The sequence below is a fragment of the Paenibacillus polysaccharolyticus genome (assembly GCF_023714295.1).
Taxonomy (GTDB): domain Bacteria; phylum Bacillota; class Bacilli; order Paenibacillales; family Paenibacillaceae; genus Paenibacillus; species Paenibacillus polysaccharolyticus_A.
This window is the reverse complement of the sequence record NZ_JAMAUN010000001.1, coordinates 1,160,820-1,176,684: the sequence shown is the minus strand read 5'-3', so window position 1 is coordinate 1,176,684 and position 15,865 is coordinate 1,160,820. Positions and strand designations below refer to the sequence as shown.

Here is a 15,865-nt window from a genome sequence, read left to right as displayed (position 1 = left end):
TTGGAAGACTATGCTTCCCTGCGGGCCGTTCCTGGTTAACCAAAGCACTATGCAGTTTTAGAAACGTTGTGTTTCGGTTTACTTCTACCAATCATAACAATATACAAGAACAATGCTCCCAGATCAGCACATGCGATCACAATTCCCATAGGTACAGCCGTATGTTCTCCTCCAAGACCCACGAGTGGAGCAACGATTCCGCCAAACAGAAAGGTCATAACACCAATCAACGCTGATGCACTTCCAGCAGATTTCGCCTGATCAGCCATAGCCAGCGCGAACGATGCTGTATTAATCAACCCCACGCTGGACACAACCAGGAATAAGGGGATTAGAACTGAAATCAGCCCGCCTCCAGCAAGGATCGCGATAAGTAAGGAAGTGCCTCCAACAGCCGCTATAAGTAATCCGGCGATTAACAGCCGTGTCTCCGATACCTTACCGGCAAGCCGACCTGCAATCTGGCTGGCAAGAATAATGCCCAGTCCATTGATGGCAAAACATATACTGAACATTTGAGGGGACACCCCGTATATTTTCTGAAGCACAAATGGTGATCCCGATATGTAAGCAAACATGCCTGCCGCTGCAAAACCTTGTGTTAGAGCATAACCCATAAAACGGCTATTCCTCGCTATGCTGCCAAACGTCAGCAGCGTCTGTTTAAGCCCCCCGCTCGATCTTTTTTGCGCCGGAAGTGTCTCGCCCAAACCAAAGATGACCGCGAGAAGCGCAAGCACACCAATAAGACTTAGCAAAATGAATACGCCTCGCCATGAAGTATAGGTCAGAATTTGTCCACCTATAATCGGTGCCGCGATAGGTGCCACTCCGTTAATAAGCATTAACAAAGAAAAGAACCGAGTCAGTTCTGGACCCTCGTATACGTCCCTAACCACTGCACGTGCGATGACAATCCCCGCCGCTCCGGCCAGACCTTGAATAAAACGTAACACAACGAATGACCCCATCGTTGGGCTAACCAGGCATAAAATAGAAGCAATGGTATACAGCACAAGTCCGGCAATCAGCGGTATGCGACGACCTCTCACATCGCTTAATGGCCCCGCGAGCAGCTGGCCCAGCGCAAGCCCGATCATACATGCTGTCAGGCTAAGCTGGGCGTACGAAGTGGACGAGCCAAATTCATCCGCCAGCGTTGGCAGGGCTGGCAGATACATATCCAGAGACAGCGGTCCGAATGCGGAGAGCGTCCCGAGAATTAGCGCCATTCTCACTCTTGGCGTAGCCGTGGTGTGTAATGAAGCTGCTGCTTTATTTTTCATCCCAAAGATGTCCCTTTCGTTCCAATCGTGTTGCCATATTCATGTTTAGTCCTCTCCGCCTCCAAGCAATCTTAGCAAGTTGTTAGGCAAGGTGAACTGTTGATTATTAATAATAATACGGCGCAGCTCCTCCTCATCCCGCTCGTTCTCGGCATCTTTGATCTCCTGGATCTCACGGTGCAAACGTTCCATTTGGTGATCCAATGCATTGGCAGAATCCGCCGCACTTTTCAATTCTCTTGTTAAATGTTCCGGAACATCTTTGTTGTATTTATAAAAGATTTTATGTTCCAAACTCGCCCAGAAATCCATCGCGATTGTACGAATCTGAATTTCCACACAGGCACGTTCCTCGCCATTGGACATGTATACCGGAACTTCAACAAGCAGATGCAAACTTTGATACCCGTTCGGTTTCGGATTTTGGATGTAATCTTTCACTTCGAGGACACGCAAGTCACTTTGGTTGCACAGCATATCCTTAATCCGATAAATATCAGAAATGAACGAACATGTGATACGTACACCCGCAATATCCTTAATATTTTGCTTGATGCTTTCAAACGTCAGCTCATGATTTTTACGGAACATTTTATTCATAATGCTCTCGGGAGACTTCAATCTCGACTTGGTATGCTCAATCGGACTGTAGTCATGAAGGGACTGGAACTCTTCTTTCAGCACTTCAATTTTGGTTTCCATCTGATCCAGCGCAAATTTATAGATCATCATAAATCGTGTAATTTCGTATTTAAATTTCTTGAACTGGTCAATCGGATGCGGAGCATTCATCATCAGTTTCTTCCTTTCTTTTGACACCTCTATGATTTGATAACCAACTTGTATACGTTCGTATGCATGCTGGTCTTATGACATGTCTTCTATATCATTATAAAACATCTGACATGAATAAACGAATTTTAGAAATGTGCGTGTGCTGCTTTGTTTGAGATTTCGTTTTGATGAAGGCAGTAAAATAGCTGTATACTGGAGAAGTTATGTTTGCTTGAAAGGACGGGAAAATATGAATCACAATCACCTCCAGAAATACGCCATGCTGCTGCTCTGCATGTCAGCCGGCATGGTCGATGTCATCGGATATCTAGGACTTGGGCATGTTCTCACAGCTAATATGACAGGAAACATCGTGCTGCTCGGCATCGCGATTGCCCGTGCTCAAGAATTGGTTGTACTGCGAGCTTTGCTTGCCCTCATCGGTTTTATTGCGGGGAATGCAATCGCGGCACACATGCTTGGAAAGGTCAAAACCAAAAATGGCTGGTCCCCTCGGGTTACTGCCGTATTCTCCGTTGAGAGCATGCTACTTCTGCTGTTTGCAATTCTTATGATCAGCCCCTTATCCGAGCAATTATCCTATCTGTTAATTGTACTGCTTGCGGTTGCCATGGGGATGCAAACAACGGCTGCTAGGAGAATTGGTATAGCGGGAATCTCTACAACGGTGCTCACCAATAATCTGGCAGCCGTGATTGAAGATGCTGTAGGCATTCTTCATCGGTTAAAACATGCCAATATCCGCTCCTTGGTCAAAGCGCTATCCACTGATGCCTATCTGCGAGCAGGCGCAGTTGTGATCTATCTCGGCGGGGTCATCATCGCAGCATTTCTTTTCCATCATGTGCCCCTAGTAGCGGTCTGGGTTCCCGTACTGATCATTGCCGGTGTTACATTTCAAGCAAGACTCTCGTCTTGGGGCAAAGAGTTGGATATACATCGTAATCCCGAGTGAGAGGACATCTCGCGATGATGTGCTACGAAAACACGTGCACAATACCGAACAATTTATTTAAGAGTGCATGGCAAGTGCTTCTTGCCTGATCCATTGAACCAATTGTCTTGCCGCTGGCGACAACTGTTCTCCTGACCGTGTACAGATGGCAATCGTGTTTTGTAACTGTACGTTTTGTACATATACACGGGCAAGTTTGCCTTGATTAACGTCCTCTCTTACAACAAGGGATGAGATGAAATTAGCACCATATCCTGCCTTTACTGCGCTAATCGTTTCGTTCAATCCGTTGAACTGAAGTGTGATCCGTGGGGAGGGCAGGTTATTGGTCGTACACAAGGCAGCCAGTCGTTCTCGTGTTGCACTGCCTTTCTCACGCATGATGAATGGCTCAGCCATCATCTCGTGCAATGTAATGTTTTGACCTGCATACGGATGATCTGGATGCACCACAAACCACATTTCATCTTCGAATAACTTATCCCAATGCACACCCGGATGACTGACTCCACTTCCTCCGTATATCGCAATCTCGGCTTCATAACGAAGCAACTGGTCAAAAGCCATCTGTGTATTGCTTGTGCTTACGACAAGCTCAACATCCTCATGTGTCTGCTTGAACGTCGCAATCCAACTCGGCAGCAAAAAATTGGCCGGCAAGTAAGTCGCCGTGAGACGAATTAGTCCTTTTCTCCCCTCCCTCATGTCCTCTACAAATTGCTCCACCTCCTGTTCCAGCATGAATAAACGCTCGGCATATTCCATTAAATGTTTCCCTGCATCGGTAAGTACAAGTTTTCGTCCTTCGGAACCAAACAGCCCTATGCCTAGTTCACGCTCAAACCGTTTTACCTGAGAAGATACCGCAGGTTGACTGATATTCAATTCTTCGGCTGCCCGGGTAACTCCGCCGTACCTCACAATCGCGTGAAACAATCGTAATCCATGCAAGTTCATACATCTTCTCCTCTCCCTTGTTACTGACGTACTGATCCAACATTTTATTCATCATAAAACATAACTTAATTATATATTAACATACAAAATATATATTTTATTTATATGTCAATCCCCTCTATAGTTGAATTATAAGAAATACGAATTCAGCTAAACAGAAAGGAAGATGTGTAATGAGTAAGCATGATTCGAATAGTAGCCAGGTTAACCAACCCGCCCGTTGGAATGAGGTCGATCATTATATAAACAGCCTTCTTCTTCCAAACGACGAAGACTTGCAAGCTGCACTTGAAGCCAATGCAGAAGCAGGATTACCGTCACATGATGTCACACCGAACCAAGGAAAGTTTCTTCAACTATTGCTGAAAATACAGGGGGCCTCGCGCGTACTGGAGATCGGAACTCTAGGTGCTTACAGCACCATCTGGATGGCCAGAGCCTTGCCAGATCATGGACGAATTGTCTCGCTGGAGTCAGAACCTAAACATGCGGCAATCGCACAAGCCAATCTGACCCGCGCCGGACTAATGCACAAAGTAGATCTTCGAGTAGGGCCGGCACTAACCTCCCTTCCTGATATTAAGGAAGAGTACCCTGAACCCTTTGATCTGATTTTCATCGATGCTGACAAACCGAGTAATCCGGATTACCTGAGATGGGCTTTGCGTCTGACACGACCAGGAAGCTTGATCATCGGAGATAATATTATAAGGGATGGGGAAGTCATTCACTCTGACAGTGAAGACCCAAGAGTTCAAGGGGTTCGAACCTTTCTCGAATGCATCGGGGATCACCCCCATCTTGAAGCCACTGCACTGCAAACCGTAGGTAGTAAAGGATACGATGGATTTGTGATTGCTCGCGTCACAGATGATCCTGCAACAAAATAAACAGTGGTCAATTCTTCCGAAAATCTGCCTTTCCTGTTACACTGGTATCACTGCACAGGCAGACTGGAGGGAGTCACTTGAGAGCTTTACGACAGATTCAGGTTGAAATTGGCGGGTGGTCTCGCAATATTCAACTGTTCTTTCTGGCAAGTCTGCTGTATCAGATCGGAAACGGCATGTTCTCGGTTCTTTATAATCTGTACATTCAAGGCTTAGGTTACGATGACACCATGAATGGTCAAATTGTCAGTATCCAATCTCTTGCTACAGCAATCATGTTCATTCCTATTGGATTTGGCGGTGACAAGTTCAGCCGCAAAAAACTGTTGATTATCGGGGCGCTATTCAGCGGTGCTTTTCTGATCGGACGATCCTTCGATTATGCCGCGAGCGGGTTGATTTGGTTTGCTGTATTTTCTGGCCTGTTTGCTGGTGTTTTTCAGGTACTCGCTATTCCTTATCTCGCAGAGAACGTCAAAAAAAGCCAGCGCCTCAAAATGTTCAGCTATTATTCCTCTTTGGTGCTCGCATCTCAGGTTCTTGGCAGCCTGGGCGGAGGCGTGCTTGCAGACGTGCTTCATTCTGCCGGCATGGCCAAAGTCACCGGATTGCAGACGGTATTATTTATGGGCGGGGCTGCGACCCTAGCCGCATTTATTCCGCTACTTTTTGTAACCGAGAATCAGAAATCTAGTACAGATCTAAATACGAAACAACTTCAGCCTAGCCAACAATCTGTTCAGGGGGCTGAAGCGGAGCTTACTCGTGCTGTGATAATACCATTACCCGTTGATGATGACACACGTATTAAAAAAAGAGATACCAAACTGATTGGTCAGTTCATTGTGACACAGTTGCTAATCGGATTAGGATCAGGACTCGTTGTGCCTTATCTGAATTTGTATTTTACGAATCGCTTCGCCGTATCGTTAAGCGGCATGAGCATCCTGATTGCACTCGGTCAGATCATGACCATTGTATCCATGCTGATTGGCCCAACGTTAGCTGCCAAAGTTGGCAGCGTACGAGCTGTAGTTATTTTCCAAGTATTATCGCTACCCTTCCTGTTATTCACAGGTTTCACCAACCTGCTTTTCATTGCATCCGTCAGCTTTTTGTTCAGGCAAGCGCTGATGAATGCGGCTAATCCAATTCATTCCGCCATATTGGTGGACCGGATCTCGGATAAACGCCGCGGGATCGCCAACTCCATGATGCAAACTTCGTTTATGATTGGTTGGGCCACGATGGGGCCCGTGCAGTCATATCTGGTTACTACCTATGGAACCTATTGGGGATACGCGATTACGTTCAGCATTACAGGCTGTCTCTACGTCATCTCTTCCCTGATGTACTACTTCATGTTTAGAGAGCCTAAGCCCTCTGTTACTGTTCTTGGAGACAGATCGTAACCATAAACAACTATAAAAAGAGTATCCTCATGCTGTAGCATTCACAGGATACTCTTTTTTTGATTATTTCCTCTTGATTAACTACCAATATTTTGGATTATACATAAGAACGACTATGCCCAACGTGACTACCGCTGCTAGAACAACAAAAGTGTAATATCTCGGTTTATTTTTTGGACTTGGAGCTTGCTCATCATAATGATCGGAGTTGCGGCGATATGACCCCATCCACAGATCGCTCATCATATGGCCAACCACTTTCACTAGACGTTTGATCCAATCCATTATTAATCCCCCTTCCACAATCAATATTATTCCATATTAAGTATAATTAACCTTCTATGATCAAACAAGTCTTTCATCTTAGGCCTGGTGCTGTCTGCCGTTCCAACTGTGTCAAAATATGAAAGGCTTCCTGATTGTTGCTGCCGCACATCGCTTCCTCAGCTTGCAATCCACTACATACTGCCGGGCGGCTGGCCTGACCGAATATACCGCAGCGATTATCGTCCGTCAGTTGGATACATCGCACTCCAGCAGGTTTGCCTTCAGGCATGCCGGGAATCGGTGATGATATGGATATGGCAATACAACATGCTGCACATCCCGTCCTGCATTCCATGATGTTTCCTCCTTCATTTGCCTCATATAGCATTCTGTTACCTTGAGCGATTTACCCATGTCCATGTTCGCGCTAACCCTTGGGCGATTCTGCGGTTCATGTGCTCACTGGTAAAATATCCTCCGTGGCTCAGTGGATTCCAGCTTGTAGCTGGTCCACCGACACGCACCTCAATATCCTCCTTCACAGCGACCGCATATGCCGGGTCAATGGGACGTAATGGATAACCTAATATATCGTTGCTTTCATAAAAATTAACCCACTCCCCTTCCAGATGTGGAAAGTAATGCGTGGCCTGCGGCGCAGGCACCCGAATGGGACGGCTGAAATGTTCGTAGCGCAGACTCCATAGCGGCAATGTTGTGCCAAAAGAGTAAAAATTGGTCAGCGTATCTCCCCGCTCCAAAGCCGAATTCACATCCACTATTTCCGGTATTCGGTTGGATGACGGATACTGCAGATCATAGAAAAAGTTGCTTGCAATGACAGCTCCGAGACTATGAGCGACGACACAAAGCGGCGCTTCCGGCCCATTGCGCTGTGCGAGAACGTGCATGGCCTGATTCAGCGTCCGGTGCACGGCATCATAATGATGTCCTTGGTTCTCTACAGGTTGATAAGCCACCGCATCGGCGAGATAATGAATGACAAAACGGCGCAATGCCTGATAGTGCAGTCCCGGTGAACGAACCAACTGTTGAAACAAAGCCTCTTCCCGCTCCTCGAACACGTCCGCCCAGAAGACAGGTTCAATATCCAGCATCTGTTTCGCGGCGCCTGGCAGCACCATGACACGTTCCATTTCTTTGCTCAAGCAAGCGATCAGCTTGTCAGCATAATCCTCTTTTTGCATACCCAGTCCATGAATGACCATCACCGCTACCCGAGTCATGGCTTTCCTCCTTATCATTTGACTAGGAACACGCCTTGTACACCCACTGTATGAACTGCTTTTTCTCCGTATGACTGACATTCAACTGAAGCGCCAAACGAGTGCACTTCGACTTATTATCAAAAATTGTAATTACTTGATGGCATAACTATTTTATCATGATGACTATAGAAAATCACACCTGTAAACGCCAAAAGAAGCTGCAGGTTTCACAGCTCCTTTTGACTACTACCAGATATGAATTTATCCTTTCAGATGAATCCTGAGAACGCCGCTCTGACTTGAAGTGACATCTCCTGTCACCGTTTCAACCCGTTCAACCATATCCTGACCATCCGGGATAATAATAGGCGTAATGAGTGGATAACCGGCATTTTCGATAACGTTACGGTCAAATTCAAGTAGCTTCTCTCCGGCTCTCACGCGATCACCCGTGTCTACATACATAGAGAAACCTTCCCCTTTAAGGGATACCGTATTAATGCCGACATGAATCAACACTTGAAGTCCGCTCGCATGTTCCAATATAACTGCATGTTTGCTCTTAATGACATGTGCCACTTTTGCGTCAAATGGAGCAACCACTTGATTCCCCGAAGGTTCGATTGCGATACCTTCACCCATTTGTTTCTCGGCAAACGCCGGGTCAGGAACTTGCTCCAGCGGTACCGCTTTACCCGTCAATGGCGCCATGACTTCGAGTGTTTTTGATGATGCATTTCCAGCCTTCGCTGTACTACGATTGCGCTCAGCCATCTCTGTTCCTGCTGCTGTCTCGGCAGATGTGATACCAGAAGTGGACTCTCCGTTAGCCATGAGTCGATCTTCTTTTCTCAATTTCGCCCGTCCAAACACAACGGTCAACAGGAACGGCACCACCAGAACGATGGCCATACCGATAAAGAACACACCCCATTTATCCGGGAAAATGGATAGGAATCCAGGCACACCGCCTACACCGATGGACGTGGCCTGAACATTATTCATCGTAAGCAGTACACCACCAATGGCGGAACCGACCATACCGAAGATAAAAGGATAACGATAACGAATATTCACACCAAAGATGGCTGGCTCGGTCACTCCGAGGAAAGCAGATACGGATGAGGTCGCCGCAAGCCCTCTCATTTTCTTCTCACGTAACACGAGCATCATCGCAAGTGCCGCCGAACCCTGCGCAATATTGGACAAAGCCAGCATCGGCCACAAGAAGGTGCCACCTTGGCTACCAATTAGCTGTACGTCTACGGCAAGGAACGTATGGTGCATACCGGTAATAACGAGTAAAGCATACAAACCACCATAGATCAGACCACCCAGCGCAGCATACGAATCATAGACGTAAATCAAACCGGATGTGATGGCGTTTGCAATTGCAAATGTAACCGGTCCGATAATCGTAAATGCCAGAAATCCGGTAACCAGCAATGTCACAGGGGCCACGACCAGCAATTTGATGGAATCATGCACTCTTTTATTCAGGAAAATTTCCATCTTGGCAAGCAGATAAGCCGATACCAATACGGGCAATACCTGACCCTGATAACCGATCTTCTCAATCTCCCAGCCAAACAGATTCCAGGTCGGAACCGTGCCTTTGTTTACCGCATCAGCGTAACCATATGCACTCAGCAGATCGGGATGTACCAGAATCAGACCCAGCACAATCCCGAGCAACGGACTGCCGCCGAATCGGGTTACCGCTGACCAACCGATCAAAGCGGGCAGGAATGTAAACGCAGTGCTTGCTATGGTGTTAATGATGGAGGCAAGGTCTTTCCATGCCGGGTACACATCCACTAATGATTTTCCATCAAAGAAAATACCAGGACCTGTCAAAATGTTGTTAATCCCGAGTAGTAGACCTGCTGTAATAATTGCTGGCAAGATCGGAATGAAAATGTCCGAGAGCGTTTTGATGGCACGTTGCAACGGATTTTGCTTTTTACCCGCGGCTGCCTTCACATCATCTTTGGAAGACCGTTCGCCTCCGGTAATCTGAATCATCTCTTCATAAACTTTATCCACCAGACCTGGACCGATGACGACCTGGAATTGACCTTGGGAGGAGAACTGCCCTTTGACCAGATCATTCTGATCAAGAAGCTCTGTATCCACTTTGTCCTCATCATATAGAGCAAACCGTAGCCGTGTCACACAGTGTGTCGCCGCTTCAATATTGTCTTTGCCGCCGACCGCCCGGACGATCTCTTCGACCTGTTTTTTATCGATTGCCATAGTGTCACTTCCTATTTATAAAATGGACTTCATTCTGTTACTGCTGGATTAACCACATATAAGAAGCATACGGACTGAGCGTGATTTGCTGCTTCAGCTCAGGTTTTGCATCGGTATTACTGACAAGTAGTTCAGGTGATTTACCTGCAATATGATTGTTCCAGACCGCTTCAGGAACTTGAAATGCTGTATCCTGTTTGCGGAAGTTGGACACTACGATTAATGTCTCATTGCCGTTGGTGCGTGCATATGCAAATACTTCAGGGTGGGCATCATCCAACCGTTCATACAAACCGTCAGTCAGTACATTCACCTCTTTACGCAGAGCGATCAGCTTCCGGTAATGATGATAGATGGAATTCGGGTCAGCCATCTGCTCTTCCACATGAATGGACGGATATCTCTCATCCACCTTGAGCCAAGGTGTTCCGGTTGTGAATCCAGCATTAGCCGAACCGTCCCACTGCATCGGTGTCCGGGAATTATCCCGGGACCGCTCCTTCACAATCCGGAAAGCCTCTTCGGCCGTTTTGCCCCGCTCTTCCTGCAACAGACGATACATATTTGTGGACTCAATGTCGCGGAACTCGCTGATGTCATTCCAAACAGGGTTAGGCATACCAATCTCTTCGCCCTGATAGACATAAGGCGTTCCTTGTAATCCATGTAAAGTCGTCGCCAGCATTTTGGCACTCTCTGCACGGTATTCTCCATCGTCCGCGAAACGAGATAACGCACGCGGTTGATCATGGTTGTTCAGGAACAACGCATTCCATCCGCCACCAGCCTGCATTCCGGCCTGCCACTCACTGAATAGTTGCTTCAAGGATTCAAAGTCGTATGGCATGAGCTCCCATTTCTGCCCATCCGGATAATCCACTTTCAAGTGATGGAAGTTAAAGGTCATCGAGAATTCTCTGGAAGCCGGATTGGAATAACGAATACAGTGCTCAAGCGTAGTCGAGGACATCTCCCCTACCGTCACCATGTTATAGGGTCCAAATACCTCATCGTACATTTCTGTAATATATTCGTGCACACGCGGCCCATCCGTATAATACTTGCGTCCATCGCCTGGCGACACGCTGCCATCGTCGTCGGGGAAACGCTGGTCTTTGGAGATGAGGTTAATGACGTCCATCCGGAATCCATCGACTCCTTTTTCCGCCCAGAACTTGATCATATCGCGTACAGCCTTACGCACTTCTTCATTTTCCCAGTTCAAGTCTGCCTGCGTTCGATCAAACAACGTTAGATAATATTGTCCGGTCTGCTCATCATACTGCCAGGCTGGCCCGCCAAATTTGGATTGCCAGTTGTTGGGTACACCACCGTCCGGCGCGGGGTCTCTCCAAATGTAATAATCCCGATAAGGATTGTCCTTCGATGAACGAGACTGTTTGAACCATTCATGATCGGTCGAGGAGTGATTCACCACGATGTCAATCATCAGCTTCATGTCACGCGCTTTCAACTCGGCAAGCAATTCATCGAAATCTTCCATCGTTCCGAAGTCGGGGTTAATGCGGTAATAGTCTGCTACGTCATACCCGTTATCCCGCTGCGGGGATACGTATACGGGTTGCAACCAAACAATGTCGATCCCCAAGTGCCGCAAATAATCCAGCTTCTCGGTTAACCCCCGAATGTCGCCCGTTCCCGATCCAGTTGTATCATTGAAACTCTTCGGATATACCTGATATACCGTTGATTTCTTCCACCACGTGGACGGCTCCTTATGATTTGAACTCATGTTAACGCCTCCAATATGTTGTATTGCCCTCATCTAACCCACCTGTTAGCTTCTTCATCTATATTACATAAGTAAACATGTATATACAAGTTGAAACGGGAATTTGGTTGATGTACCTCTTCTACAACTTCCCCATAAATAGTTACTCTGTAACAACTATTTTCGAACTCACGTTTCGTAAATCCACTGATAGCAGTCTTTACTCAGAAAATATTGACAAGAATGAGAACGCAAAAAAGACGATACGGATCAACTCCGCTTCGTCTTTTTGTTTGAATATGTGAACATCGTTTACAGGGAAATAGAATCCCCAGGTGCCATTACACGTCCTTCTAATCCTTTGGAAGCCAGTTGCTCTACAAAATGCTCCGCATCCTGACGAATCGCAGGGAAGGTATCATAATGAACGGGAATCGTCAGTTTGGCGTTAAACCATTCCGCTGCCTGTAGTGCATCTTCAGGCCCCATCGTATAATGTCCGCCAATAGGCAGGAATGCAACATCGATTTGATGCCGATCCCCAATCATCTTCATATCGCCGAACAGGCTTGTGTCGCCAGCATGTAGAACCGTTTTACCACCGATATCAATGATAAATCCCGCAGGCAAACCTGCATACATAATGCGCTGTTCTTCTTCCAGCACAATACCGGACGTATGGAATGCCTGAATCATTTTCGCTTTGGCAAATTCCAGATCCACCGTACCGCCCATATTCATGCCAAGGGTATCCAGCCCCTTCCACGACATATATGTAGCCAATTCCACAATCGCCACCACTTTGGCATTGTTGGCTTTGGCAATCGGTTCCGCATCCAGAATGTGATCCATGTGAGCATGTGTCAACAGGACAACATCCGTCTTGATGTCCTCTGGTTTAGTTACCGCTAACTCATTGCCACGCAAAAACGGATCAATCATGAGTGATTTATTTTCTGTGCCCAGTTGTACACTGGAGTGTCCGTGATACGTAATATTCAACAATTCATATTCCTCCTGACTTTAATATAAGTTGTCCTCTCCGTTGCTGTGTGAACCAAAAACTCAACTTATAATGAGTATTTATTTTTATTAATTATAATCCAGAACGCTCTGCGAGCGCAAAACTGTCATCCTTGTTACGCTGGTCAACCAGCAATACATAATAATCACTTCCATTACGCCGCTAGCGCGTTGCTTATTCGCGGCTCTTACGCTTTTTGCAATACACCCTTGCTTCATACGGCTGGAGCAAGATAGCTCCTTCATCCGTAGAATAACGTCTGCTCACGTTGCCAATCATTAATTTGCAGTCTTCTGCATTCCAACCTTCCGGCCATGTCATCTCTGGCTCATTCGCACTGAAATTCATTACAACTAACCACTGCTCATCATCCAATGTACGTGTATATGCATAAATCTCCGGGTCATCTGGCAAAAGCAGTTCATACGCGCCATAGATTAACACATGATTTTGCTTGCGCAATGTGATTAATTTTCGGTAATAATGCAGAATGGAATGTGGGTCCGTCTCCGCATCCGCCACATTGATGTCCTTATAATTGCTGTTCACTTCAATCCAAGGATTACCTGCCGTAAAACCGGCATGCTCGGATTCATCCCATTGCATCGGTGTTCGTGCATTATCCCGGCTCTTCAGCCAGATGGCCTCCATCACCTCATGCTTGGATTTCCCTTGACCTATATAGTGATTGTAATAATTTTTAGTTTCGATGTCCCGGTATTGGTCAATGTCAGGGAACGCTACGTTGGTCATGCCAATCTCTTCTCCCTGATAGATATACGGCGTGCCTTCCAGCGTTAACATCCAGGTTGCCAGCATCTGGGCAGAACGAACTCTGTATTTACCATCATCTCCAAAACGCGAAACCGGGCGCGGCTGATCATGATTGCCCATATAGTTGGCGTTCCAGCCCCGGCCGTGCAGCACCGTCTGCCAGCGGCTCATGATTTCTTTAAGCTCTGTCAGCTTCCACGGTTTGTAATTCCATTTCCCTATACCAGAGGACTCAGCATCCACAAACATGTGCTCAAACTGAAACACCATATTCAATTCATCCCGATCCGTACCTACATAAGCTAGAGCCTGCTCAGGCCCAAGCCCAGAGGTTTCACCCACCGTCATCGGGCCGTATGGCTTCAGTATCATCTGATTCAACTTGCGGAGGATGGAATGTACCTGCTCCAGATTGGAAAACAGCTCATATGCCTGCACCACAGGCAGGTTGTTCGGGTTATGTGCATTTGGCAAGCCATCGGCTTTGGCAATATGGGCAACTGCGTCAAAGCGGAAGCCATCCACCCCTTTTTCCAGCCACCAATTCACCATTTCGTACATTTCTTCAGCCATCTCCGGATTATTCCAGTTCAGATCGGGTTGATGCTCAGAGTATAGATGCATGTAATATTCGTTCGTTTCCGGATCATGCTTCCATACTGAACCCCCGAAATAAGACTCCCAGTTGTTCGGCACCTGCCCGTTTTTACCGGAACGCCAGATGTAATAGTCGCGTCTTGCATTGGTTTTGGAAGAACGGGATTCCGCAAACCAGGCATGTTCATCCGAAGTATGATTCAGCACAAGATCCATCATGATCTTGAGCCCACGCTTATGCGCTTCGGCAAGTAGCCGGTCAAAGTCCTCCATCGTCCCGTATTTTCGTAAAATCGCGTAGTAATCTCGGATATCATATCCGTTATCATGACCTGGGGAATCATAGATGGGACACAGCCAGATGACATCCACGCCGAGTTTTTCCAAATAATCAAGCTTTTCATAAATCCCCTGCAAATCGCCATATCCGTCTCCGTCGCTGTCCTTGAAGCTACTTGGATAAATCTGATATACCACACTTTCCTTCCACCAAACGATAACACCCACCTCGCTTTCTTCTCTTGTGAAGCAATTCACCCGTTAATATGTTTTATCCGAAAAGAAACCCTTATAAACACCTGAACTCAGGTTTTATACAAAAAGACAAAAGACCCGAAACCGCAATCGCAGCACGCGATCAGCTTCGAGTCTTTCTTGACCTTGTTTTCCCGCCAAATAAGCAGTAAGGTCTATTTTATCGGGATGTAGATCTTCATGTCTAACCGCTCAGGTGTTGATTTCCACACATCGGTCACTTCAAAGTCCGGCCCCTCCTGGCGCTCATACTTGGAAGCTGGCAGCCAGCTTCCGTAGATCATTTTGCGCACATCCTGCTCTGAGCCTTCGGTTGTAAACTCGGCATACAGCCCGCCTGGAATCTCCAGACAGGTATATCCGGGTTCTAAGGAATCACCGCCTCCTGAGCTCTCTTCGCCAACGATAAATGAAAATGCCCCATCCTTCTGAAAATGAGCCGCAACACCATACGCCATATCGGGGCGAATTCGCTCTGGAATGTTCATAAACTTCTGCTCACGCCCAAATTCATGGTAGAATCCTGGAATCTCTGTATAATGTTGCTCTGAATTCAGGTTGGTCTTATATTCATATCCAATGATCCGGATCGGCTCCAGTGTCACCATACGTGGCGGATTCATATGGAACGCGGTGCCAAGCTGTAAACGATATTCATTAAAATCAATACGTTGCTGCATTTGCTCCTTTGTTGATGTCAATTGCTCCAGCTTGCGAAACCGGGCCGGTGTGATGCCAAAGTGTGTATCGAAGGCCCGGGTAAAGGCTTCCTGTGATTGATAACCATAGCTGAGTGCAATTTCTAGTACACCCTGCGCCGTGTTTCGCAAGGCAGTAGCAGCCTCTGTTAGTCGTCGCCTGCGCAAATACTCCAGAACAGTAAAACCTGTAATCGCCTGAAACAAACGTTGAAAATGAAATGCGGAAAAACTGGCGGCGGCCGACACATCTTTCATGTTAAAAGGCTCCTGCAAATTTAGCTCCAGATGCTCGATCGCAAGCTGAATACGTGCATAATGATCCATATGTTCCGTCTCCTATTCATATCACATGATGTGTATTTTACTGTGACAGACTTTATTGTTCTGTTTCTTTACTCAGTATGACTGTAATGCCTGAGCAGTTTTTGATCCTGAATGCGAACTTAGACAAAAAAA

14 protein-coding genes are annotated in these 15,865 nt (G+C 46.7%); 3 read left to right on the top strand and 11 right to left on the bottom strand.

Going from position 1 to position 15,865, the window contains the following annotated elements:
• Nucleotides 1-47: 47 nt before the first annotated feature.
• The gene (locus M3629_RS05690; RefSeq protein WP_251503241.1) at nucleotides 48-1,286 is read right to left on the bottom strand and encodes a multidrug effflux MFS transporter; all 1,239 of its coding nucleotides are present in this window, start codon (nucleotides 1,284-1,286) and stop codon (nucleotides 48-50) included.
• 45 nt (nucleotides 1,287-1,331) lie between these two features.
• Entirely contained in the window at nucleotides 1,332-2,078 is a 747-nt protein-coding gene (locus M3629_RS05685) for a GTP pyrophosphokinase (protein WP_154984253.1), read from the bottom strand.
• Nucleotides 2,079-2,310: 232 nt separating this feature from the next.
• On the opposite strand from M3629_RS05685, the gene M3629_RS05680 reads away from it, so the two are divergent.
• Entirely contained in the window at nucleotides 2,311-3,036 is a 726-nt protein-coding gene (locus M3629_RS05680) for a YoaK family protein (RefSeq protein WP_251503240.1), read from the top strand.
• A 57-nt stretch (nucleotides 3,037-3,093) separates the two neighbouring features.
• Here M3629_RS05680 and M3629_RS05675 read toward each other — a convergent pair whose 3' ends face one another.
• On the bottom strand, nucleotides 3,094-3,993 hold the full coding sequence (locus tag M3629_RS05675) for a LysR family transcriptional regulator (protein ID WP_251503239.1): 900 nt from the start codon (nucleotides 3,991-3,993) through the stop codon (nucleotides 3,094-3,096).
• A 173-nt stretch (nucleotides 3,994-4,166) separates the two neighbouring features.
• On the opposite strand from M3629_RS05675, the gene M3629_RS05670 reads away from it, so the two are divergent.
• Nucleotides 4,167-4,883: an O-methyltransferase gene (locus M3629_RS05670; RefSeq protein WP_251503238.1), complete on the top strand. Its 717-nt coding sequence runs from the start codon at nucleotides 4,167-4,169 to the stop codon at nucleotides 4,881-4,883.
• 77 nt (nucleotides 4,884-4,960) lie between these two features.
• Nucleotides 4,961-6,295 (top strand): MFS transporter, encoded by a 1,335-nt coding sequence (locus M3629_RS05665; protein ID WP_251503237.1) that lies wholly within the window; start codon nucleotides 4,961-4,963, stop codon nucleotides 6,293-6,295.
• A gap of 81 nt (nucleotides 6,296-6,376) precedes the next feature.
• Here the strand turns inward: M3629_RS05665 and M3629_RS05660 are convergent, their stop codons facing one another.
• The 8 genes from M3629_RS05660 to M3629_RS05625 form a co-directional block, all read right to left on the bottom strand.
• Nucleotides 6,377-6,580 carry a hypothetical protein gene (locus tag M3629_RS05660; protein WP_251503236.1) on the bottom strand — a complete coding sequence of 68 codons (204 nt, stop codon included), beginning with the start codon at nucleotides 6,578-6,580 and terminating at the stop codon, nucleotides 6,377-6,379.
• Nucleotides 6,581-6,653: 73 nt separating this feature from the next.
• The gene (locus M3629_RS05655) at nucleotides 6,654-6,917 is read right to left on the bottom strand and encodes a YkgJ family cysteine cluster protein (protein ID WP_154958793.1); all 264 of its coding nucleotides are present in this window, start codon (nucleotides 6,915-6,917) and stop codon (nucleotides 6,654-6,656) included.
• A gap of 37 nt (nucleotides 6,918-6,954) precedes the next feature.
• Entirely contained in the window at nucleotides 6,955-7,809 is an 855-nt protein-coding gene (locus M3629_RS05650) for a chemotaxis protein (protein WP_251503235.1), read from the bottom strand.
• Between the two features lie 243 nt (nucleotides 7,810-8,052).
• Nucleotides 8,053-10,047, bottom strand: coding sequence for a PTS system trehalose-specific EIIBC component (gene treP / locus M3629_RS05645; protein ID WP_251503234.1), 1,995 nt, complete (start codon nucleotides 10,045-10,047; stop codon nucleotides 8,053-8,055).
• 37 nt (nucleotides 10,048-10,084) lie between these two features.
• The gene (gene treC / locus M3629_RS05640) at nucleotides 10,085-11,800 is read right to left on the bottom strand and encodes an alpha,alpha-phosphotrehalase (protein ID WP_251503233.1); all 1,716 of its coding nucleotides are present in this window, start codon (nucleotides 11,798-11,800) and stop codon (nucleotides 10,085-10,087) included.
• A 291-nt stretch (nucleotides 11,801-12,091) separates the two neighbouring features.
• A complete protein-coding gene (locus M3629_RS05635; RefSeq protein ID WP_251503232.1) occupies nucleotides 12,092-12,784 on the bottom strand; it encodes a metal-dependent hydrolase in 693 nt (230 codons plus the stop codon).
• Nucleotides 12,785-12,977: 193 nt separating this feature from the next.
• On the bottom strand, nucleotides 12,978-14,681 hold the full coding sequence (locus M3629_RS05630; protein WP_251503231.1) for a glycoside hydrolase family 13 protein: 1,704 nt from the start codon (nucleotides 14,679-14,681) through the stop codon (nucleotides 12,978-12,980).
• Between the two features lie 182 nt (nucleotides 14,682-14,863).
• Nucleotides 14,864-15,733 carry an AraC family transcriptional regulator gene (locus M3629_RS05625; RefSeq protein ID WP_251503230.1) on the bottom strand — a complete coding sequence of 290 codons (870 nt, stop codon included), beginning with the start codon at nucleotides 15,731-15,733 and terminating at the stop codon, nucleotides 14,864-14,866.
• Between the last annotated feature and the right edge of the window lie 132 nt (nucleotides 15,734-15,865).